Origin of the sequence: Rosettibacter firmus (assembly GCF_036860695.1) — a bacterium.
Classification (GTDB): domain Bacteria; phylum Bacteroidota; class Ignavibacteria; order Ignavibacteriales; family Melioribacteraceae; genus Rosettibacter; species Rosettibacter firmus.
Map to the genome: position 1 here is coordinate 1 of NZ_JAYKGJ010000003.1, position 23165 is coordinate 23165.

Below are 23165 nucleotides of genomic sequence, written 5' to 3' on the forward strand. Positions count from 1 at the left end.
TGCCTTCACAAAAATGATACTTATTTGAGCAATAACATTTTTTTAATTGTTTGATAATTACCAGCAGTTAATTTATATATATATGTTCCGCTTGGAAATTGAGAGGCATCAAATTCAACTTCATGTTTGCCTGATGGTTTTGTTTCATTAACAAGGGTTACTATTTCTTTTCCAAGAATGTCAAACACTTTCAATGTTACAAAACTAGCCTCAGGTAAAGAATAAGTTATTTTAGTCGAAGGATTAAAAGGATTAGGATAATTCTGTTCTAAAATATATTCGTTTGAAATCGAAACAAGTTCACTTTCTTTTGCAAGTGAAATTGCTTGTTCATTATTATTACTGTTTTGTACAACTGAGAATTCTGGCGGATATGAAACAACATCAACATAAAATTCATTTGATGTTTTTGTTGTGTTCGTTGCATCTGTAACAATACATCTTAACCTAAAGTCTCGCAAATCATAAGGATTATGAGGTTTGCTGAAATATGGTGAGTTTGTACCTATTGGCACCCATTCATTACTCGGTGCTTCGTTAATTATAATATCACCCTCTTTTTTCTTTTCCTTATCTTTTTTCTCTTTTCCTTTTTTTACACTTTCATATGTTTGTAAATATCCTGCTCCTTCCAAATACATTATTTGCCAATTATAGGTGAATGGCTCTATTCCATTTCGTAATTGGACATACCAATGCCCAGTCCCACCAGCGTAAAGCGTAAAATCACCAGACAAGTAAACAGCTTCCAATGGAGATGGCAATATCTGAGCGTTAACTGAAAACCAATGAAGTAAACCAGCTATTGAACGCATTGCGAATACATATGAAGAAGAAGCAATTTGCTGGCTATTAACTCCTGGTGGCGGATCACCAAAAGCTGAATACATTTGGGCTAATTCTGTCTAATTGCTAAAGGCATCATTGATACCATTTGTATTATTACCAGGATTGTGATCACTTGGGAAATGGTTTGATACTTGTGCTGTTGAATAGAAAATCGGATTAGTTTTATTAATGACATTAATTAAGCCCCCTTGGGCAATCCCATGACTATAGTTCCATTGCATGTAGTTATTATTGTTTTCCATATATTGTTCATATGTATCATAACCACCACCAAAATATGGATCATGTTGATCATTATGAGAGTGAGCTGGGACACTAACATCAGCTAAAAGATGACACACTCTTCCTAGTATTTCCCAAGTAATTTTCTCTCTAAGTTCTTGTGAAAAGTATGTTGTATAAGGTGAACTGCAATAATCATAATACCCAGCTACATTTCTAACCGCTAATATTTGGACATAACCAGTTTTATAGAAATCAATTATATCATTAAATCTAAACTTAAGACCGACAATTACCCCAGGCGCGCCACAACTCAAATAATACGGGTTTGGCTTTGACTCAGTGTAACTCCATATTATTGGACCACCGTAAATCAATTTCAATGCCTTTTGATAAGCATTTTCAAAACACGTATTATCCGGCTGTGTACAAAAATGTGAACCATCTCCTCTATCCGGGTCCCAAAAATGTGTAGCCGTAACATATTGTTGAAATATTCCTTCGTAACCGTAAATTATATCTTCAATATCTTCTCTTGCTGCTCCGATTACAAGTAAGTTCCCTGGCTCAAATATGCCGGCACCGATTTCATTGCTACCTAAATGTTGCTTAAGTATGGGTATATCAGCACCATAAAAACTTTTTACTAATTCATATGCTTGTCTTACTACATATTGATGTGTGTTTCTTTCGTATGCACTAATTACATTGAAATAAAGTAAAAGAGCCATAATCAATATTATCTTTTTCATAATATTTTTCCTTATAGAATTATTTCTATTCCTAGTGATAAAATTAATGGATTAAAACCTACGCCGGACCCACCTGGGTCTAGGGTTGCAGCATCTTGATATGAAAGACCGATGTAAGTATTTAACTGATTATAAATTGTATAAGAAAAATTGGATTCTAACCTAAATCCAACGGTAGTATATCCCATCGAATTAGATATTTCTGGCCCGGAAGCTATACTAAAAGAGCTACGATTAAAACACCATAGTAATCCGATTAACAAATTACCTCCAGTAAGATTTATACTTTCTTTTTTTTCATCGTTCTTGCTTTTTGCACTCCAAAAAGCATAACCACTTTTTAGAAATAATACTTTACTTATTGGAATTCTGAATCCAGCTCCTAAAGCTATACCTTCTTTAGTACCGGGATATTTTCGAGATTCGGAAAGTTTTACACCAGTATAAATATAAATTGCACGTGTGTTATTATTTAAATTTGTTCTTGTTGTATCAATTATTAATGAATCAGTTTTTAATATAACCTCATTTAAGGTTTTATTATTATTCTGTTGAGCAATGATTACCAAAAATGGGAATAGAATTATTTTTAGAATTATTATTAATTTCATTTTTACTCCATAATTTTTCTTATTTCACAAATAATTAAAACTAATTAAAACTAAGTAAAACCAGAAGTAAAATGGTATTGCTCATCATAAAATATTGTTTTTCTTTTTACCGCCATACTACACCTTATGTAAGTATAACTATTACTTATCCTGCACCGAAATATTTATTTGAGAACGATATCCCGCACGGTGCTGCAGGATATCATTCCGGTAATTTAATTTTTGTTTCATAAAAAAATAGGGTCTGCATAATATCATTCCACTTGCTTTTCAGTCTAACAGCTCTTCACTCTAAGTCCTCTGTTAAAAAAAATGAGTGTAAATCATAGTAGTTTTTATACTTTTATGCCCAAGTATTTCTTGTATGGTTCTTACCAAATCAAGTAGTTTCAGCTTGTGTTTTTCTTAATGAAGATTTACTGAATTGTATGAAATATTTTTCTGCCCTCTAAGCAAGTAACGTTTCCTTTTGCTTTCTGGTTATAACTTAAATCTATTTTTTTAGTTAATCAATAAAAAATGTTTTTGTGTCATTAGAAATAGTTTGCTTGTTTTACTTTCAAGTAGGTAACTTATCACACGGGATGACAATGTTATAATTGATACTCTGTTTTAATTTTTAATCAGCTTTATTAACTAAATCCAACTTCCATAAAAAACTATTCTAAAATCCAATGATAATTACTACATCAAACAATCCAGCCGAAGACATAATTACTTTGAATTGTATGTTATAAATTGTCTATTTCTTACTCATTATTACTGAAACTCTTTTTCCTCCATCACTATATGAAGGGCATCCACCTTTTTTGATTGAATAATCTACATTTTCAAATTTCACAACCTTATCTTTATAGCCTTCAGCAACTATCTTAAACTCATATGTACCGGATTCAATTCCGAATCCACATGGGAAATTGCAATAATAAACGCTATCAAAATAAACAATACCATAATTCTTATCACCAAGGGGAAGTCCAATTTGTTTTTCCCCATTAATTTTGAGTGATACAATCTTAGCAAATGATATTGGATTATTGCTAGCAGAATCTTTTAATTCAGAAATATGAAATATCGCTTCTTTATACACGTGAACACAGGGACCTACTCCGTCATCTATGAACTCTTTGCAAGAAGTAATAATGATGAATAATAAAAACAGCAATGATATTTTAATTTTATTTTTCATGTTATATTAAACTTTATAATGTTCTGTAGTTAAGTTACATCGACGTACCATCAAATTACTTGAGGCTATACTTGCGTAACACTCAGCCAGTTCCTAAATGCTTTTTGAATAAGTTAGCTTACTATTAATTAACCCGCTTACAAATATAATTTCTGAAACAATATCCACCAAAGGCGACTCAGTTTAGTTCTTACCAAATCGAGCAGTTTCGGTTTGTGATTTTTGACTTAAGGATTTCCGGAATTTGTAGAAATATTTAGTTTTCCACTGTGCAAAAAAATATTTTCTTTGTTTGCCGATGGAAACTAAAAATATTTTTTTCTTGGTGCAAGATTTTTTAAAGAAATTTTCTTTACAGTCAGAACCTAATTTTTCATCCACCTACTGCCTGACCCACCGCTGTCCAAAACTAATTATAAATCAAAAATTAACTCCCAATGCTATAAAACTTCTGATTGCTCTGCTTACTTTATGAATGGGACCCTATATCGTCACAAATGGGACTTTTAATTCTTAGGATCATAAATATTACTGTAGAGTATAAAATAGATTAAAACCTCTTGCAACAGATGCACTCTAAGCTTTTTGCATATTATCAAATATTTTCGCTCCTCCTCTGTTCATTGTACCATTGCTGATTAAAATATTACCATAATCTATTGTTCCACCGCCTGTTTCTATTGTCCACGTTGCCCATTTGAAAGGATTAAAACCGTAAGGTCCACCTGGCTGGGTATAGTTTAAAACTGCAACTTTATCGTTCATCGTTACTAGAACGGCATATAGTTCAAGATGTGAATCAAAGATTCCGTCGTCATCGCATAAGCAAACGGAAAAATGACCAGACTGATCAGTTATTGTCAATGTTATGAAATCATCGGAAAAAGTATCATCTTCCCAAATTTCTACAGAAGCATTGGGAAGGGGAACATATTGCCCATCAGAATCTTTATAATATAAAGTGCCGTTTACAGTTACACAAACGGTAGATTGTACGCTATTTGGAGAAGAAGGAATTTTGTTAGGTGAGTTGTTTTCTTTGGCGCTTCCAGTAGTATCATTGTCGGTTATTATTGTAAAAAGTTTATTACGGTTAAGGCTGCGCCTTCTTTTTATTTCCGGTTTAGTGGGATTTGCCTGCCTAAAATTTTCATTTTGAATCTGCTGTCTGAAATTTACAGAATTTCCTATAGCCTTCAATTTAGTCTCGGGCACAAGATTCCAAATTCTATACTCTTTCGTCATAGTTTCATAAGAAGTTTCTATGGCAAAAGTTTTTGTTTCTTCATCAAACAACAGCCCAACTTCTTCCATTGTATTAAAAGGTAGATCGCTGTTATTGAAGGGAGTAGTCATCGTCCCTTTAACTTCAATAGTTATCTTTTGGAAGTCCTGTTTATAAGGCGTTACAGAAATAGGAATTCTTTCTGTATGACCGGAATCAATTTTGTCAAATTTAATTTCGTAGCCTTCGCCAATACCTTTCAAACCTTTGGAAAATTTATACATTATTGAAACATCTTTTAGAGGTCTAAGAGCTGTCATTTTCAGAGTTAAGTTTGCTTCTTCAATTAACTTGACTTCAGATTTTTGTTTTATAACCGCCAAGATTACAGCCTTAATGTTAGGATTACATGATAATTCTTTTTTGTTCAAAGCATCGTTTTTTGAGTCGATAATACCGGAGACTGATCCGGATAAAATATTACTAACAAGAGTACAACAGTTAAATGTTTCATAAATATCCCCACAAATATTTTTGTTTTTAGTTAACTTTTAGTGCTTTGATTTGAATATATACATCCTCTGTTTTGGTGTTTACATAAATATATCCATACGGTGCGTTATTAAAGCCTGGGTTTCCGTAGATCGGAATTAAATCACCGCTTTCATTTAAATAATAATAGCCTATTAGAATACCTACTGCCCAATCAAACTCACGGTAGCCACCATCAAGTGTAAAATAAATTTTTGTTGTTTTTTCAGGTGTAAAGAGTGTAGTAAGTTTAATGGTATCAAGATATGATACCTTCCCTTCCCAAAGTGTATCCCCTGACATGACTGTAAAACTTTGTCTGCCAGGGTCCGGGTAAAATGAAACACGGATATAATTCACTACTGTATCACTAGTTTCAGAAGATGAAGGTAATCTATTATCTTCACCGGTAACAATAAATTGAAATTGAAAACTTCCAGTCTTATTAACAGCTGGAAGGCTGTCAATTTTTACAGACATTTCAACCCACCGGGGAGGCTTTGGATCACCACCTTTATCTGTAGATACTGGTTCTGAACAAGACAAGAAGTTCAGCCCAATATAAACAGAAGACAAAAAAGCAATTATTTTTTTCATAATTACCCCATTCATAAATTTTAAGTTTGGTAATAAAAATAAGAAAAGAATTTTATCATGTTTCACCTCCATTTTTAGTAAGTATAACGGCTTGCTCATCAGCCGCACGCGGAGCGAGCGAAGCGATAGGAGCGTGTCGGCTGGATGCGCATGTTGGGCGGCATTTCTCTTGTTACGGCACTATCGTCATACAAGCACGTGAATTTGGAGCAATGTAGTCTCCTGTCGTTTAGAACAAACCCCAACTTCCAGAATGAATCAGCGGTATAAAAGGGTAACGTGTCCAAGCATTAGCGTCACGCTCGTCAAAATTCATCGCTACTACAACACCGCTTGGAATTGTTGTTCCTTTGACAAATACACCTTCGTTATAGGAACGTCTGGCATTAAATTGATTTATGGCTTTTTGGACAGTGGGGACACTTGTTTGTCCAACTTTCCATCTCGCAACTTCGCTTCGTTTTATCACCAAAGGGCAAGGATATTTGCCTTTAGGGGCGCTTGATGGTGGTGATGAAGTAGATGTGGCTTGGTTGCATAATTTGCGGAGCCACCGTAGCAGTAGGCCGTTTAAGCGTGTCGATGCCAACATCGAGTTCTTCAAGATCCCATCCTGCTACACGTCCAAAAAACCATCCAAACAAGATAAGGAGGCCTGCAATTGGAAGTAACCAAGCCAAAGATTTTATGTCATTCACGCCGCTCTCCTTGTTTCATGGTACAGCCGCGCAATGGTGTGCGTTACCTGCGCTGGGGCGGCCGGCGCGAAGCCATCCGATTGGAAAAATGATAAGGCGTTGGAAACTGTTTGAAAATACCACAGAATCCCCAGCGTCCAGTGCACGCTTTGTTGGGTGGCTACGAACTGAAACAGAAATTGATTGCCTAGCCGACCTGACCTTGATGGCTGGTACAACCAATACTGGCTCCGCTTGAATATGAAATCACTTTACCCCGCCCTACAGAAATCGCTATCATTTTACAGGTTGACTTGGACGACTTTTGGAGAATTCGAGCAGATAGCGAGGTCGCCCGTCCGGGTCTCTAACACCAAAGACTTTGCCAAATGGGACATCTTTGAGCGCTAGAATAATTTCAGTTTTTTTAGATAAATCGCTGAATGCAGATTTGGCGTTATCGACCAGCCAAAACAATTCTTGATCGGCCTCACCGCCCATAGGCTCGTCGGCGGCAAGAGCAAAACCATCAAACTGCACATACGTTGGATGTTCACGTTGGACTTCAAGACCAAGTACTTCGACATAGAAGTTTTTTGCTGCTTCAATGTCCTTCACGTATTCCACGACGAACCCAAATTTCGGTTTGTTTTTCATCGATAGACTCCTTTGCATTTAGATTTCAGTTTAGCATCAGCACTCGCATTTTGCAACCAAGCAGTGTGCCGCCTAACGTCCGGCACCGGCGGCGCTCAGCGCAGTCCCCTGAGTCCTGGACCGCTCACAGAAGAAACCCCCCGGACACTTCGATGTCCTGGGCTGTCACCCAGCCAAAGGTGTCGGATAGCAGATTCGTGATTACCTTCGCCAGGTCCTCCGGCTCACCGATACGGCCGAGTGCGGTTTGATCCGCCAAGGGCTTGATATATTCGGGGTGCTTGTCGAACGCTCCGTCCCCAAGGTTTGTGCGGACGGGTCCCGGCGAAACCGCGTTGACGCGGATCCGCCGCGCGGCGAGTTCCTTGGCGAGATAGCGGGTCCACGAAGTGAGTGCAGCCTTCGAGGCCCCATAGGCGGAGTAGCCGACGAAAGAGCCGCGACTAGCGTTGCTCGAAACATTGACGATGCTCCCGCCATCTTCCATCAAGCGGACCAGTCGCTGCGTCAGGAAGAACGGACCCTTGAAGTTCGTAGTCAGCATTCTGTCGAAGTACTCCTCGGTCATCTCCGAGAACACCATGCCGCCGCCGACACCGGCATTGTTAACAAGGTAGTCGAAAGTCGATCGCTTCCACACTCTCTCGAGCTCCAGCGCCGTTGATCGCGCGAACTCGTCGAAGGTCGCTGGGCGTGCGAGGTCGAGTTTCAGCGCGACGGCGGCCGCCCCGACCAGCTCGATGCTCCGCACTACGTCCCGTGCCCCTCGTTCGTTAGAATGATACGTCAGTAGGACGCCAACCCCGCGCCGGCCCAACTCGAGCGCCGTCGCCTTGCCGATGCCATTACTGCCACCCGTGATGATTGCAACTTTCATGAAGCCTCCTCTTGGTCGCCTAACTATTACTTATACTGCACAGATTTATTACTTAAGGTACATAGATATGCGTGCAGCTGCATAAATACGTGCCAATTATTCTCAAATCTTCTCAAAATCCCAATATTTAAAAATAGGTTGTGCATATATATCATCCTTACTCATTTCAGTCTAACGGACTTCTAACTCCAAGTCCTCTGTTTAAAACATGGGTATATATCATTGTTGTTTTAACAGAATGGTGCCCCAATAGCTCTTGTATTGTTCTGATATCATAACCGTTTTCTAATAAGTGAGTAGCAAAACTATGCCTGAACGTGTGAGGACTACCTGGTTTTATAATCCCTGCTTTCTTTATTGCTTCTTTAACAGCTCTTTGGATGGTGCTTTCGTGAATATGCCATCTCAAAATTAAACCGCTATCTTTATTTTTTATAAATTTATCAGCAGGAAAAGCATACTGCCATCCAAATTCCTTGTCTGCGTTTGGGTATTTCTTTTTCAATGCATAAGGAAGAATTGTTTCCCCTTTTCCTCTCTTCAAATCTTCTTTGTATTTTAAGCAAACTCTATTTAGATGTTTCTTTAAATCGGGAATTAAAGAATCTGGTAGAATAGTATGTCTGTCTTTCTCACCTTTACCATCTCTAACCAATATCTGTTTATAATCAAAATCGATATCTTTTATTCTTAATCTCAAGGCCTCAGATAATCTTAGTCCGCTTCCGTAGAGAAGAGATACAACTAGTTTTGGAATTCCAGTTAAATTGTCAATAATCTTTGCGGTTTCTTTCTTTGAGAAGACAACAGGCAAATGTTTAACTCTTGTGGCGTGTTTTATTTCATCTATCCAGCCAACTTCTTTTTTCAATATTCTTTTATATAAAAACAGAATTGCCTGCAACGCCTGGTTCTGAGTTGAACTGGAAACATTATTATTTACAGCAAGGTGATTTATAAAATTCTGAATCTCTTCTTTCCCCATTTCATTCGGATGTCTTTTATTGTGAAATAGAATGTATCTCTTTATCCAACCAACATAAGCCTCTTCGGTTTTAGTGCTGTAATGATTAACTCGCAGTTCGGTTCTTACCAAATCGAGCAGTTTCGGCTTATGATTTTCTTTCTGAAGATTTACTGAATTGTATGAAATATTTTTCTGCCCTCTAAGCAAGTAAGTAATATTTCCTTTTGCTTTCTGGTTACAACTTAAATTTATTTTTCACTATAGTCAATAAAAATATTTCAGCCACTAATTAACATTAATGTTTTGAAACTCTTTTGCAATGAACCCAAGATTTTACATTATCAATCCTTAATTTCTTCCACAGATAAGGCTCTTGGTAACTAAATAAATGCTTATTGAACGGAGAAATTAGTTTTTAATAATTATTCAGTTTTTTCTTAGAAAGTCTTATTACTTAACTTAGCAGCAACAACTTTGTTTTTAAGTCACCGCTTGCAGTCCGTTAGATCCTTACGGAGTCTAACGACTCAACACAGCAATGTTGCTTTTCCCGAAGGAATCCCTGCGGGAGAAAAACAACGCCTATAATTATTTGTTCTGTTCACAAAACTCAAAGAGCAATTACTAATTTTAACGCAACTTTATAACCACACAAATGCCGCAATGTTTAAAGTAGTCGCTTTGAGTTGCGTGTTAGGCATTTATTAGAAAAATTTTTCTCTTTTATCTAGATAATCTAAATCAATTCTTTTTGCCGAACTTTTTACAGCAGAATCATTTTGGAATTCATCATACTTTATTTGTAAATATGTTGAAGGCAACTCTTTCACTTGTGCTTTATCATCATAAAAATGAATTTCTCTAATAATTTCATTATATAATTCATAAGATCCTTTAATGTTGCCTTGAATTAAAAGAATTGTTCCGTTTATTTCTGATGAATATTTAGTAGCGGCAAAAATGCTGTTGAAGCTATCATCTCTAACTTTCTTCGTTTCTTCTAACTCCTTATAGCTTGTCAAAATTTTATCTAACCGATTCTGAATATGTCTATATTCAAAGTATTTATGGAAAATCTTCTTTAGTAAATCATAGTTTAGACAAACTGTAGTTAATTCAGCAAATATTTTTTCTGTGATAAAAAAAGATAAACCGAATGTAGGGAGTAGACGAACATATAGATAAGCATGAAGTTGGCATTCCAAATCTAAATTTCTTTTTACTTCTTCAGATAGAACTTTTAGGATTCCTATATATTTATCTTTAGAACGTTTCTTATCTAAATGTCTCAGGTACAACTGCGATAGTAGAAAAGAAACAATACCAACAATCAACGTAAATAAAGCAGGCAATAAATATTTCATCAGCCAAGGATCACGATCAGATTTCATTATTATTATGAGACTATCGATTCTTCCTACTTGAGTGGTTATCGAATCTTTATAGAACAATGTCGTGACAACCTTGTTACGTTCAGGATTTATAACCTTTTTTTGCTGACACAATGTTGGACAGCTAAGATATAAGATTATAAAAAGAATAAAACATTTTTTCATAATGTAAAATGCCTAACTATTAATTAACCCGCCAATAAATATCATTATCTGGAATGATACCCGCCAGAGGCGGACAAGTCTACCAGCGTTTTGTTTATTTTTAATTAAAATTCTCAATTTCTTGTTTAATATCACTCTTATCTAAATTATGCTGTCTATCGTTAATCAAATAAAAAATAATTTTTATATGAATAACCAATCACTGTTTTTCGATTTTCTGTTTGAGGATTTACGATAGTTGGTAAAAGATTTCGTTGCCCTCTAAGCAAGTAATATTTCCTTTTGTTTTGCAATATAACTTAAAAAATATTTTCTCTGGTGTCAATTGGTTAATAGTAATTTTTAATGTGCTTTCAGTCTTTATATAACCCCTTCATAAAACTGACAAAAAATATTTATTACATTGCTAAATGATTACAAAACCAGTTTATTCATTTCTTGCATTTAATCAATGATTTATTTTGTTGAATTGTTTTACTAACCTTTACATTCTAATTAGTAATATAAAAACAAATCTATCATTTTCTATCTATTTAATATTAATAGATAAACTTTCTTACTCTACTTACTTTTATTTTTATCATTTATTGAAAAGTATTAACTCATAGCATAATTTTTATGTTAAGTTACTTTTAAAAATTTACTATTTTTATAAACAAACCTGATTAGTAATAATTAAAAATGAATAAAGAAATAAGAGTTGGTTGTTGTGGTTTTCCTGTCTCGCATAAAAAATATTTTCAGGTTTTTAATTGCATTGAAATAAATATCACTTTCTATCAAATTCCAGAAATTAACACAGCACTTAAATGGAAAGAAGAATCTCAAAGCTACAATAAAGATTTTGAGTTCATAATAAAAGCATGGCAATTAATTACACATCCAGCATCAAGTTTTACATACAGAAGATTAAAAGAAAAAATTCCTGAAAATAGAAAAAAATATTGTGGATATTTTCAACCTTCCGAAGAAGTTTTTAATGCGTGGGAAAGAACAAAAGAATTTGCAGAGAAACTTGATTGTAATAAAATATTATTTCAAACACCTTCAAGTTTTAAACCAACCGAAGAAAACAAAAATAACCTGATAAATTTTTTCAATTATATAAACAAATCTAAAAGATATCATTTTATCTGGGAAGCAAGAGGAAACTGGAGTATAGAAGAGATTAAAGAAATTTGTAAAAAATTAAATCTCACACACTGCGTCGATCCATTATCACCAAATTTGAATAACTCAGTACATGGCAAATTTAATTATTTTAGAATTCATGGTAATTACACAGGCAACAAGATTAATTATAACTACAAAATAGATAACGAAGCAATGAAAAAAGTTTTTTTATCGTGTGATAGAAATATTAATTATGTTATGTTCAATAACTCTTATATGTTCGAAGATGCATTAACATTTATGAAAAATTATATTTAATTGTTTAATTCACTCATACAAAAGATCAATATTTGAAACAATATTTCTATTATTATTACGAAATGAGAAATTATATTCTGGAGATTTGAGTAAACGAAATAAATTTATTTATATGTATTTCTTGAATTACCTGCGTAAAAAATAAATTCCTTTTCTTGCTAAATAAGATTCCTAAATATTCCTAATGTTATTCTTCAGGCATTAGTTACTATATACTTGCATATAAATATTCTGAATTATTCAACTATATAAGTCTCAAGACTACCAACATTTTCAATCTCAGCAAATATTTTATCTCCTGGCACAACTCTTCCAACACCTTCTGGTGTTCCTGTAAATATTAAATCACCTTTTTCCAGAGTCATTTTTTCAGAAATATATTTAACAATTTTAGAAGGAGAAAACATCATGTTTTTTATAGATGAGTTCTGTCTGATTGAATCATTAACTTTTAGAATAATATTTTCATCACCACGTAATTTATAATCTTCTTTTAAGATAAAATCAGAAAGCACTGCAGAAGTATCAAAACTTTTTGCTAATGTCCATGGATCTCCTTTTTTCATAAATTCAAACTGTAAATCACGCAATGTCATATCGAGACCTACAGCATAACCGTAAATAGCTTTTTCAGCTTCTTCTTCGTTTACATTTTTTATTGTATCACCTATATAAAGAACAAGTTCTACTTCGTGATGAAGATTATTGGAATATTTTGGATGAATTACAGCTTCTCCCGAATAAATAACATTTGAAGCTGCTTTTAAAAAAATTACCGGGAATTCAGGAACTTCATTTCCTAATTCCTTAGCATGTGCGGCATAGTTTCTTCCTACACAAACTATTTTACCAATTGGGACCTGATACTCATAATTTTTAAATTTTATGTATTTCATAAAAAATTAAAATTTTATTTTAATATATACAAAAATAGAAATTTTAGTCTGGAAATTATATCAATATTTAATGAATTCTAATTATTATTTCATTTTTTAATTTAATATAAGGTTAAAAATGGCTCAATACCCATTTTAAATAATTCCAAAGATTTGACAGATGTGAAATGCTTTTATATATTTGCACACCAAATTTTGATTATACCGCGGGGTGGAGCAAATGGTAGCTCGTCGGGCTCATAACCCGAAGGTTGTAGGTTCAAGTCCTACCCCCGCTACAAACAAATTTTAACCCTTTGCAAATAACAAATTGCAAAGGGTTTTTTATTTTTAATTCCCTCTTATAAATTACTAAAACGAACTATAAAAACTTTATTCCATTCTTCTAAATTTAATTTTCTAATACAACCTAAGCTATATATTACACATCAAACATGAAAGTTAGCATTTCATTCATTGCTGTATTAAATATTTCTTTTATACTGACTTTTGCTGGTGTTAATAATCTTAAGTTTTATTTTAAATCTCGATAAAACTCGCGGAAAAAATAATAAGTCATCAAACAAAATGTTACTACAATTTAAATAGACTTCGTATTTATCATTTATATTTACTTTGTTTTTTCTCTCTTCAAAAATTTGTTTGAATATTTCTTGAAAGGTATAATCAAGTTTATTCTTTTAACATTTATTAATAGATAAAAATAATTTTACAGAATACTTAAGCCTTCTATTACTCAATTAGCAACTTATTCTGAATATTCCTTTCTATCTAAAATTGTTTGGATAATAAATGGAATAGTATTTTGTTTATTTGGTGTATGATTATGTACAGTCTGGAACTTTGTGAAATGAAGTGATGATACACATTCTTCAATTTTCTAATTCAATATTTTCATATTAAACTCGATTAAAACTCGTTATAAAGTCGTAATTAACAGGATTTAGATACGCTTCACATACGCTTCAGATACGCTTTATTCTCGATTATTTTTCGGTTATATTTGGATTAAATTTCGTAATAAATATTCATTAACTCTATGGCAACTTTAAGCAAAAATATTTTTGGAACCATTAAAGGCAGTTTGGGTTCCCTGGTATTTCGAGAAAGAAATGGAAAAACATTTATCTATTCTAAGCCAGTAAAACAAAAAGTAAGCAAATCGAAAGCATCAATAGAAGCAAGACAAAAATTTTCCTTAGCTGTTGCATTAGCCAGGGAAATTAATAAAAATTTGGTCCTATCCGGTGTATGGAATCAATGCAATATTAAAGCAACAAATGCATATCAAAAAATAATAAAAGTTAATGCCCGTCTAACAGAACCCAAATCTTTATCTCTAAAAAATATGATTACTCCTGCAGGCTCAATGTTACCTGAAGTATATGTAAATCTTAAAAATGAATCACTGGAAATAATTTTAAGCAGTAATAAACTTCCTGAAGAATTGTTTAATTCAAATTATTTATTTTGTTTAATACATCTCTGGAGTAATAATACCAAGAAGTTAGATTTCATAATTAAACTATACCAGTTTGAATTACTGCCATTTGATAAAAACAATAAACAAAATTTTATAATTGATTTAAGTAGTTTTAAAAAAGCATCATATAAAGATGGTATTTGTTTTATTGCTTTAACGGGTATGAAAGCAGGAAAAAATAAATTTTTCTGGAGTTCTACTTTTGCGAGTAAATTTCTATGATATTATAAATGGTTTATTCACATATAGTAGTTTTTACACTTTTTAATTAATATTAGTATAAGTTGTTTTACACAAATTACTGCATTATTTTTTAATTGGATGTTATTGTAATTAGAAGAGTTCATCTAAAAAACTTTTATAAGTACTCATAATTTGAGCAGTAATTAGAAAAAATCTATATAAAATTCTTCCCGAGAGAAATAAAAATTAAGATTATAAAGGACGAGTAGTTAACTCGTCCTTTAAAATTTCTTATTTAACCAATTCTGATGTTACTGTACCTCCACCCATCATTGCACCTAATTTTGCTTCGGATTTCAAAAGTATTTTATCATTAGTATCAAGCCATAGTGTTTGAGCACCTTCATCACCATCTGATGGTTTAACTTCTATTTTATATGCTTCATATTCACCGGAAGGTAAAGTTACTTTTTCTACATCAAGAACATTTACTATCATCTTTTTAGTACCTGCTCTCATAATATCAATTTGATTAAAAAATGCTTTATAACCTTTCTTCAAAGGTAATGTTTTAAGTGCTAATTCTATACCTGCTCCTTCTGTAATAACCGGTGAATCAATTTTTATATTTAATGGCATCTTTTGAGGACCAGCTTCTATCTGTCCCTCTATTTTATCGGCACCAAAATTTAAATGAATTGTTGCTGGTCCCTGTTTAACATTTCTTTTAATTGGTAATAGAGTATTTGCATCTACAATTAGAGTATCATTGCCTCCCATAATTCCGGTAGCAACATCAACAACAACAAAAACATCTTTATCATTTAATTTCGATTTAGTGATATCTCTATTTACATTTATTTCAAATTTTTGTCCTCGTGTATCAATCTTTATAACATATTTTGATGAAACTGGTTGAATTTTTGAACCATCAAAAGAATTAAGAAACTCATTAGCAACTTCTGTTCTGGGCAGCGAAACAGTTTTAACATCAACAGTAATTTCATCAAGTCTTTTTTGTATTTCTTCTCGAACATCCTGTTGATATCTTCCACCAAGATGTTTTGCAAAAAATTTTTCTAAAGCTACAACCATTGCAAGTCGATTTAACTCACCAAGGAAACCGTGTCCTTCATCTGGTGCAACAATGTATTCAACATTTCTACCTAAATCTCTTAAAGCAACAACTATCTGGTCGGATTCTGTTTTCTTTACTCTTGGATCGTTAGCTCCCTGAACTACAAATAATGGTGCTTTAATATTACTTGCATAGTTTAGAGGAGATTGTTCTTCCAGCATTTTTCTTTCTTCTGGTTTATCCGGATCGCCAACTCTAATTGTAAATATTTTTTTAATTGGTGCCCAATAAGGAGGAATTGAATTTAATAATGTTATAATATTAGAAGGGCCAACAAAATCAAATCCAGCAGCATATAGATCTGGAGTAAAAGCAAGGCCTGCCAGTGTAGCATAACCACCATAAGAACCACCAAATATTCCAATTTTTTTAGGATCAGCAATTCCTTCTTTAATTAAATAATTCACTCCATCGGTTATATCCTGTTGCATTGCACCACGTCCCCATTGTTTATTTCCAGCATTTAGAAATTTTTTACCAAATCCAGTTGAACCTCTAAAATTAGGCATCAGTACAGCATAACCACGATTTGCTAAAAATTGTGCATAAGAATTATATCCCCAGAAATCACGTGACCAGGGACCTCCATGAGGAAAAACTATAGTAGGTAAATTTTTATGTGGAATTCCTTTTGGTAAAACTAAATAAGCTGGAATTACTAATCCATCTTTAGCTTTATATTTTATTGGTTTCATTTCGGCAAGATATTCAGATGGTAAATTTGGTCTTGACTTATAAAGAAATTCAACTTTACCTGTTCTTCTATCAAATAAGTAAGTAGATCCTGGATCGATATCTCTTGATACACTTACTATCCAGAGATTTTCATCATCGGTCATTGAATTTAATGATATTTCTCCATCTGGTAGAGCTTTACGTAATTTATTATAAGCACTTTCAAATTCTTTATTCTTGAAATATATTCTTACACGATCTGCACGATAAAATGTAGCAAGTAATTCATTTGTATTATCAGAAAATAAAGCACCACCAAAGTCAACTTCATTTTCAGGATCTCTCTCAATGAATTTTATTTCGTTAGTTTCTAAATTAAAAAGAAGTAATTCTGTTTTATCTACATTTTTACCTTTGTTAGAAACCAGATAAAAACTTTTACCATCAGGAGTAAATCTATATGGATCAGCTGATTCTTCACTCGATACTGAATAAATAGGAATTAATTTATCCCCATCAACCTTTAGAATTTCCATTCCTCCATCTTCAGTTTGACGAACTCCAAGTCTTAAATTACCATCTAAATCGAAAACCCACGCAACTACATTTTCATCATTCTTACGTATTAAAGTTCTTTCGCCTGTAGTTAGATTTAATTTATAAACATCGTGTAGTTGAGGATTACGATCATTCAATCCAATATAAATTTCGTTAGGAGTTTTTTTAGGAACATCGTAGATATATGCTCTAACATTTTCAAGAGGTGTTAAATCTCTTGATGGTGGAACTGGATCTCCAGTAGCTTTAGGATCAACTGCATAAACTCTAAAATTCTCGTTACCACCTTGATCCTGAACATAAAGAATATATTTACTATCACGAGACCAGAAATAATTTGTGATAGGTCTTTTAGTATCGTTAGTAAGTGGTCGAGCTTCTTCGAATTTCTGGTTTAATTCTTTAATCCAGATATTTCTCACATTGTTGAATGGTTTAATAAATGTAATATACTTACCATCTGGAGAAATTTGAGCTCCCGAAATTTCCGGGTCGCCAAAGAAAACTTCACGATCGATTAGAGGTGGTAGCTGGGCAAAACTATTTGAAACAAATATGATTAATAAAAGAACAAATAATTTTTTCATGTTAATCCCTCGTTATAAGTTGAATAAAAATAGTTAAGAAAATTTGTTTGGTTATTTTAAATACAGCAAGAAAATAAATTTACCATCAAGTTTATATGATTAATATCTTTTCATCAAAAGTATTATTTTAATAATTAAAAAGAAATAGTTTATTGTCATTCATTATATTTTACAATTATCATTTAATACTCACAAACTCAATAAAGAATATGGCAACAAATCATTCATTTGACATTGTTTCTGAAATTGATTTTCAGGAAGTAGATAATGCAATCAATCAGGCATTAAAAGAAATTCAGCAACGGTATGACTTAAAAGATTCAAAAACAGAATTTATTCTTAACAAAAAAGAAAAAGTAATTACACTTAATACAAAAGACGACTATTCTCGCAAACAATCAATTGATATACTTCAATCAAAATTCATTAAACGTGGTATATCAATTAAAGCAATGAAATTAAATGAGCCAGAACCAGCTGCAGGTGGAAGAATAAAACAAATTATAAACTTACAGAGTGGAATTTCAAAGGAAAATGCAAAGAAGATAACAAAAATGATCAAAGAGAGTAGATTAAAAGTAAATGCTCAAATTCAAGATGAACAAATCAGAGTTATTGCATCTAAAATTGATGACCTTCAAGCAGTTATAAAATTAATCAAAGAAGCTGATTTAGATTTTCCAGTTCAATTTACTAATTACAAGTAAGAACCTTTTTTAAATTGCCAAGTAATAAAAAAGCCCCTGGAAAATTCCCAGGGGCTCTATATTTTTAGAAACTATATCTCAAACCAACCTGCATTCTCCAGCGTGATGCCATATCGCTAACCTGAGCAGCTTTATTATTATTTGGTTTAGAGAATGAATAAACTGGACGAGTATTCAAAGCTGGATTTGAGTTAACATTACCATTTTCATCAACTCTTCCCTGTAAAGTAACTATACGATAAGTTGAACTACCAACAGTTTCAACTCTTCCCCATTCACTATTGAGAAGATTTAGAACATTAAGAATATCAACAGAAAGCTGGAATCTACCCAATCCCCATAAATCTGGAATATCTTGAGTTACTCTCAAATCAAGATATTGTTGCCATGGTTCTTTAGCAGCGTTTCTTTCAAAAATCTTTCCTCTATAAGCACTTAAATATTCATCGTTCTTTATGAATGCTTCTAAATCTTCATACATTTTAGTATCTGCTGGTACATATTGTTTATTAACAATTTTACCAAGTAATATTTCTGAACTATTTCTCGGTACATAGAATAAGTCATTATAATCAAAGCCATCATTATTTAAATCACCATAAACTATATATGAATATGGTGAACCGCTTTGACCATTATAGAATAATGAAATTGTTGTTGGTGCATTCTTAAAGAACTCTTCTGTGTAAGAAACTGAAGCAAATACACGATGTTCAATTTCCCACTGTGAAGTAGTTAATTTTGGACTATTAGGATCAATATCAATTGGATTATATCTCATTTGAGATTGTGCCTGAGAAGAATTCAAGCTATTTTTATCTTTTGCCTGTCCATAAGTATAACCAGCATTAACAGAAATTCCACGTAAAACATTTCTCTGTATCTGGAATACTAAATTATATTGATAACCAGAACTTGTGTTGTATAACTCAAGAACATCGTAGAAATTGCCACCACCTGAATTAGTACCACCATAAATTGGGCGACCATCAAGTCCAGTTCCAATAATTGATACTTTTGCTATTGGTGCATTTAAGTTAACTTTTCTATATAACATTTCATTGAGGTTCTTTGAATAAAGAACTTCAAAAGTACCAATGAAACCAAATGGTAATTGTTGATCAACACCAACATTTAATCTTAATAATTGAGGAAGCTTTAAGTCTGGATCTACTAAATCAATTTCTGATTGTAATCTTGCAGCACCTGTACCAGGATCGCCAGCAATGTATTGATTGTAAGGATCTGCTCTAAAGAGCAAACCTGTTCCTGAATTTCTAACTTCTGCAGTAAATGTACCAGCATTACCGAAGTTATTTGACATCCAGACATAAGGAATACGACCAGTAAATACTCCTAATCCACCACGAACCTGAGTTGTTCTATCTCCAGAAGCATCCCAGTTAAATCCAATTCGAGGAGACCATAGTAAATTTCCACTTGGAACTCTATCTGTTTTGTAATCCGGGAAGTATTGGGTTACTAATGGATTTGCATCTGGTTTATCCGGGAATACAGGAACATCAATACGTAATCCATAATTTAATTTCAATCTTGGTGATACAGTCCATTCATCCTGAACATAAAATCCTAATTGAACAACTGAAAATTCTGCTGCAGGAATTGCTTTTGGATCTCTTGGATCTCCCTTTCTTGAATAAACTCTCTGGTAGAATGCAACTTTTTCATTCTGGAAATCTGCTAAGCTATTATATTCATAATATCCAAATGCAGAACGAGCAAATAAATTTGAAAATCTAAATATTTCATTGTGAGTACCAATAGTAAATGTGTGGTCGCCAGCAAATATATTGAAGTTATCAGTCAATTCAATAATATCCTGATCTAATTTATTAGCAGATGAAAATCTATCTGGACCAGCATAGAAACTGAAAGTACCATTTAATTCTTTAATTAAAACTTCTGGTGCATCGGCAGAGATACCTTTTCTTTTATCTCTAATCATTGTAAAACCAGCAATCAATTCATTCGACATTGTGTTTCCAAAAGTGCTGTTTAATATCAATACTGTTGAGTTAGTTGTATTGCTCATCTTATAAGGTTGAGTATCAAACAATAAAGTATTTACCTGACGATAGTTGTAAAACTTTTCTGCAAAGGCATCTACATAATTATGTCTTAATGTTAGTTTATGATTTGTTGCAAGGTTATAATCAAATCTTAAGAATAATTTTGTACTTGGTTGTTCAAGTGTTACATCTTCGTATGAACCAGGATTAAATCCTTTAGCAAGTAAAGCAGCCTTTACCTGATCTGCCAGTGCTTTTAATTCTGCAGGAGTTTTTCCTCCAAAACCACTAATTAAAGAAATATTTGGAGCTGGATTATCATTAGCGGTCAATTCACCATTTACAAAGAAAAATAATTTATCTCTTAATATAGGACCACCCACTCTAAATCCATATTGATATTCTTTGAATTCATCAACAGCTTTTGAAGTAGTACCATTTACTTTGTATTTACCAACTAAATCTTGATTTCTTCCATAGAAATAAGCAGAAGCAGAAAGTTTATTGGTTCCACTGCGTGTAATAGCATTAATTCCACCACCAGTAAATCCACTTTGACGAACATCATAAGGTGCTATAACAACCTGAAATTCACTTATTGCATCCAGACTTATTGGATTTGTGAATGTCTGACCACCTGGAGTTCCTGTTGAACCCAATCCAAATAAGTCATTATACTGTGTACCATCAATTTGAATATTGTTATAACGACTTGTACGTCCAGCAGCTCCTAAATCTGTTCCTGAAAATAAAGGGGATAGTTTTGCAAAACTTTGAAAACTTCTACTAATAGTTGGTAGAGCTTCAATAGCTCTTGGAGTTACAGTTTGAGCAGCACCAGTTCTTGCCTGACTCAAGATTGCTCCTTTTTCTGCAGTTACTGTAACACCACCTAATTCTACAGCTTGTTCTGGTAATTTAAAATCGATCCTGAGATTTTGACCTAACTCAAGAGAGAAGCCTTCTTCTACTTGTGTGGTATATCCAACATAAGAAACTGTAACTTTATAAGGTCCTCCTACTCTTAAACCAAGCAGATTGTATCTACCATCTTCTCGAGAGGTTGTTCCGTATTGAGTACCTGATGGTTGATGCACTGCAATAATATTTGCACCTGGTAGAGGATTACCATTCTGGTCAACTACTCTACCATTTAGTGCTGCTGAAGTTACACCCTGTGCCCAGAGTGTTCCTCCCAGCAATAAAATTATAAGAGTTAGGAAAGAAAATATTAGTTGAACTTTTTTCATATACACTCCTTATTGGTTTGTAGATTTTTAATTAGGTATATATTGTTTTTTGATTTGGTAAAGATTTTTATTCTGAAGTCAAATTTTAGGGGATTTAATTTCATATACAAGTATTAAGCTCAGAGTTAATAATTTTTTAATACTGCAATAAAATCACATACTTAGATTTTTTATCCTATTGAAAATAGGAAAATACTTTTAATAGCAAAAGGATTTTTATTTCTTTTTTTATTGTTATTTTAAATCTAATTAATACCTGAAATTGTTCATTACAAATTGAACTAACAATATACATTAATAAAAACTATGAAAAGAATATACTTCATACTGATATTTTTAATAAATATTATAATATCAGCCCAAAAACCTTATGTTTTGCTGATATCTTTCGATGGTTTTCGCTGGGATTACTTAGAAAGAGGATTAACTCCAAATTTAGAAAAGATTCGTCAAAATGGTGTTGCTGCTCTATCACTTAAACCAGCATTCCCTTCCAAAACATTTCCTAATCACCTTTCTATTGTAACAGGAATGTATCCAGAAAACCACGGTATCATAGGAAATTTTTTTACTGATCCTTATAAAAATCTTAAATATAAATTAAACGATACCAGTGCAGTAAAAGAAGCAAGATGGTATCTCGGTGAAGCATTCTGGGAAACTGCAGAAAGGAATGGAATTATTACAGCCAGTTACTTCTGGCCTGGCTCTGAAATTAACTTATCTTATCGTCATCCAACCTATTTTGTAAATTATGATCATAATCGTTCTTATAAAGAAAAAATCAATGGTATAATTAAATGGTTAACTTTACCACAGGAGAAAAGACCACATTTTCTCACTCTTTATTTTCACGAAACTGATACTTATGGACATGATTTTGGTCCTAATTCTCCTGAAGTTAATAATGCAATAAAACATCTCGATAGTGTTTCGGGCTATCTTTTTGATGAACTATCAAAAATTAATATGCTCGATAGTATAAATATCATTTTTGTGTCTGATCATGGGATGACAGAAATCTCAAAAGAAAAATCTATTAATATTGAAAAATTAATTGAAAAATATAATTGTAAAATACAGGATGATGGTCCAATAATGTTTATTGAACCACCATCTCAATTAAAAAATGAAGTCTATCTAACATTGAAAAAGAATGAAAAAAATTATAAAGTATATCTTAAAGAAGAAATGCCAGATTATTATCATTTTAAAAATCATCCATTTATTTTCTCAATAATTGTAGTTGCAGATTTAGGATGGTCATTAACTACAAACTCTAAATCAGAATGGATTAATTATGCAAAAGGAAATCATGGTTACGATAATAATCAATTAGATATGCATGGAATTTTTATTGCTATTGGTCCAAATTTCAAAAAAAATTATAGAACAGGTACATTATGGAATATTGATATTTATCCATTACTCTGTAAAATTTTTAATATAGCTCCAAGATCTAATATAGATGGCAAACTTGATAGAATTGAATTTATCTTAAATGAAAAGTAAAATAT

18 protein-coding genes and 1 tRNA gene are annotated in these 23165 nt (G+C 32.7%); 5 read left to right on the plus strand and 14 right to left on the minus strand.

The annotated features are described in order from the left end of the window. Positions 1 to 20: 20 nt before the first annotated feature. From VJY38_RS10345 to VJY38_RS10395, 11 genes are all read right to left on the minus strand, one after another. On the minus strand, positions 21 to 890 hold the full coding sequence (locus VJY38_RS10345) for a T9SS type A sorting domain-containing protein (protein WP_353680632.1): 870 nt from the start codon (positions 888 to 890) through the stop codon (positions 21 to 23). A gap of 15 nt (positions 891 to 905) precedes the next feature. Beyond that, on the minus strand, positions 906 to 1823 hold the full coding sequence (locus VJY38_RS10350) for a phospholipase C/P1 nuclease family protein (protein WP_353680633.1): 918 nt from the start codon (positions 1821 to 1823) through the stop codon (positions 906 to 908). A gap of 11 nt (positions 1824 to 1834) precedes the next feature. Further along, positions 1835 to 2434: a hypothetical protein gene (locus VJY38_RS10355; protein WP_353680634.1), complete on the minus strand. Its 600-nt coding sequence runs from the start codon at positions 2432 to 2434 to the stop codon at positions 1835 to 1837. Between the two features lie 742 nt (positions 2435 to 3176). Continuing rightward, on the minus strand, positions 3177 to 3623 hold the full coding sequence (locus VJY38_RS10360; protein WP_353680635.1) for a PEGA domain-containing protein: 447 nt from the start codon (positions 3621 to 3623) through the stop codon (positions 3177 to 3179). A gap of 576 nt (positions 3624 to 4199) precedes the next feature. Continuing rightward, positions 4200 to 5279, minus strand: a complete 1080-nt coding sequence (locus VJY38_RS10365) for a hypothetical protein (protein ID WP_353680636.1) — start codon at positions 5277 to 5279, stop codon at positions 4200 to 4202. A 109-nt stretch (positions 5280 to 5388) separates the two neighbouring features. Beyond that, positions 5389 to 5976, minus strand: coding sequence for a hypothetical protein (locus VJY38_RS10370; protein ID WP_353680637.1), 588 nt, complete (start codon positions 5974 to 5976; stop codon positions 5389 to 5391). Between the two features lie 491 nt (positions 5977 to 6467). Beyond that, entirely contained in the window at positions 6468 to 6674 is a 207-nt protein-coding gene (locus VJY38_RS10375) for a hypothetical protein (RefSeq protein ID WP_353680638.1), read from the minus strand. A gap of 276 nt (positions 6675 to 6950) precedes the next feature. Then, positions 6951 to 7310 (minus strand): VOC family protein, encoded by a 360-nt coding sequence (locus tag VJY38_RS10380; RefSeq protein WP_353680639.1) that lies wholly within the window; start codon positions 7308 to 7310, stop codon positions 6951 to 6953. A gap of 124 nt (positions 7311 to 7434) precedes the next feature. After that, positions 7435 to 8187, minus strand: coding sequence for an SDR family NAD(P)-dependent oxidoreductase (locus VJY38_RS10385; RefSeq protein ID WP_353680640.1), 753 nt, complete (start codon positions 8185 to 8187; stop codon positions 7435 to 7437). 166 nt (positions 8188 to 8353) lie between these two features. Continuing rightward, positions 8354 to 9361, minus strand: coding sequence for an integron integrase (locus VJY38_RS10390; RefSeq protein ID WP_353680641.1), 1008 nt, complete (start codon positions 9359 to 9361; stop codon positions 8354 to 8356). Positions 9362 to 9858: 497 nt separating this feature from the next. Next, positions 9859 to 10545 (minus strand): hypothetical protein, encoded by a 687-nt coding sequence (locus VJY38_RS10395; protein ID WP_353680642.1) that lies wholly within the window; start codon positions 10543 to 10545, stop codon positions 9859 to 9861. An 846-nt stretch (positions 10546 to 11391) separates the two neighbouring features. Here VJY38_RS10395 and VJY38_RS10400 point away from each other — a divergent pair. Continuing rightward, positions 11392 to 12141, plus strand: coding sequence for a DUF72 domain-containing protein (locus VJY38_RS10400; protein ID WP_353680643.1), 750 nt, complete (start codon positions 11392 to 11394; stop codon positions 12139 to 12141). A 236-nt stretch (positions 12142 to 12377) separates the two neighbouring features. Here the strand turns inward: VJY38_RS10400 and VJY38_RS10405 are convergent, their stop codons facing one another. Then, on the minus strand, positions 12378 to 13037 hold the full coding sequence (locus VJY38_RS10405; RefSeq protein ID WP_353680644.1) for a fumarylacetoacetate hydrolase family protein: 660 nt from the start codon (positions 13035 to 13037) through the stop codon (positions 12378 to 12380). A gap of 205 nt (positions 13038 to 13242) precedes the next feature. On the opposite strand from VJY38_RS10405, the gene VJY38_RS10410 reads away from it, so the two are divergent. Both VJY38_RS10410 and VJY38_RS10415 read left to right on the plus strand, forming a co-directional pair. Further along, positions 13243 to 13315: transfer RNA gene (locus VJY38_RS10410), tRNA-Met, on the plus strand. 761 nt (positions 13316 to 14076) lie between these two features. Next, entirely contained in the window at positions 14077 to 14742 is a 666-nt protein-coding gene (locus VJY38_RS10415) for a hypothetical protein (RefSeq protein ID WP_353680645.1), read from the plus strand. A 252-nt stretch (positions 14743 to 14994) separates the two neighbouring features. On the opposite strand, the gene VJY38_RS10420 is transcribed toward VJY38_RS10415, so the two are convergent. Continuing rightward, a complete protein-coding gene (locus VJY38_RS10420) occupies positions 14995 to 17661 on the minus strand; it encodes a S9 family peptidase (RefSeq protein ID WP_353680646.1) in 2667 nt (888 codons plus the stop codon). Between the two features lie 209 nt (positions 17662 to 17870). Here VJY38_RS10420 and VJY38_RS10425 point away from each other — a divergent pair, with 209 nt between their 5' ends. Beyond that, positions 17871 to 18368 carry a YajQ family cyclic di-GMP-binding protein gene (locus VJY38_RS10425; protein ID WP_353680647.1) on the plus strand — a complete coding sequence of 166 codons (498 nt, stop codon included), beginning with the start codon at positions 17871 to 17873 and terminating at the stop codon, positions 18366 to 18368. 64 nt (positions 18369 to 18432) lie between these two features. Here the strand turns inward: VJY38_RS10425 and VJY38_RS10430 are convergent, their stop codons facing one another. Then, positions 18433 to 21648 carry a TonB-dependent receptor gene (locus VJY38_RS10430; protein ID WP_353680648.1) on the minus strand — a complete coding sequence of 1072 codons (3216 nt, stop codon included), beginning with the start codon at positions 21646 to 21648 and terminating at the stop codon, positions 18433 to 18435. Between the two features lie 306 nt (positions 21649 to 21954). On the opposite strand from VJY38_RS10430, the gene VJY38_RS10435 reads away from it, so the two are divergent. Then, complete coding sequence (locus VJY38_RS10435) at positions 21955 to 23160, plus strand: alkaline phosphatase family protein (RefSeq protein ID WP_353680649.1); 1206 nt, start codon at positions 21955 to 21957, stop codon at positions 23158 to 23160. The last annotated feature ends 5 nt before the right edge of the window (positions 23161 to 23165 follow it).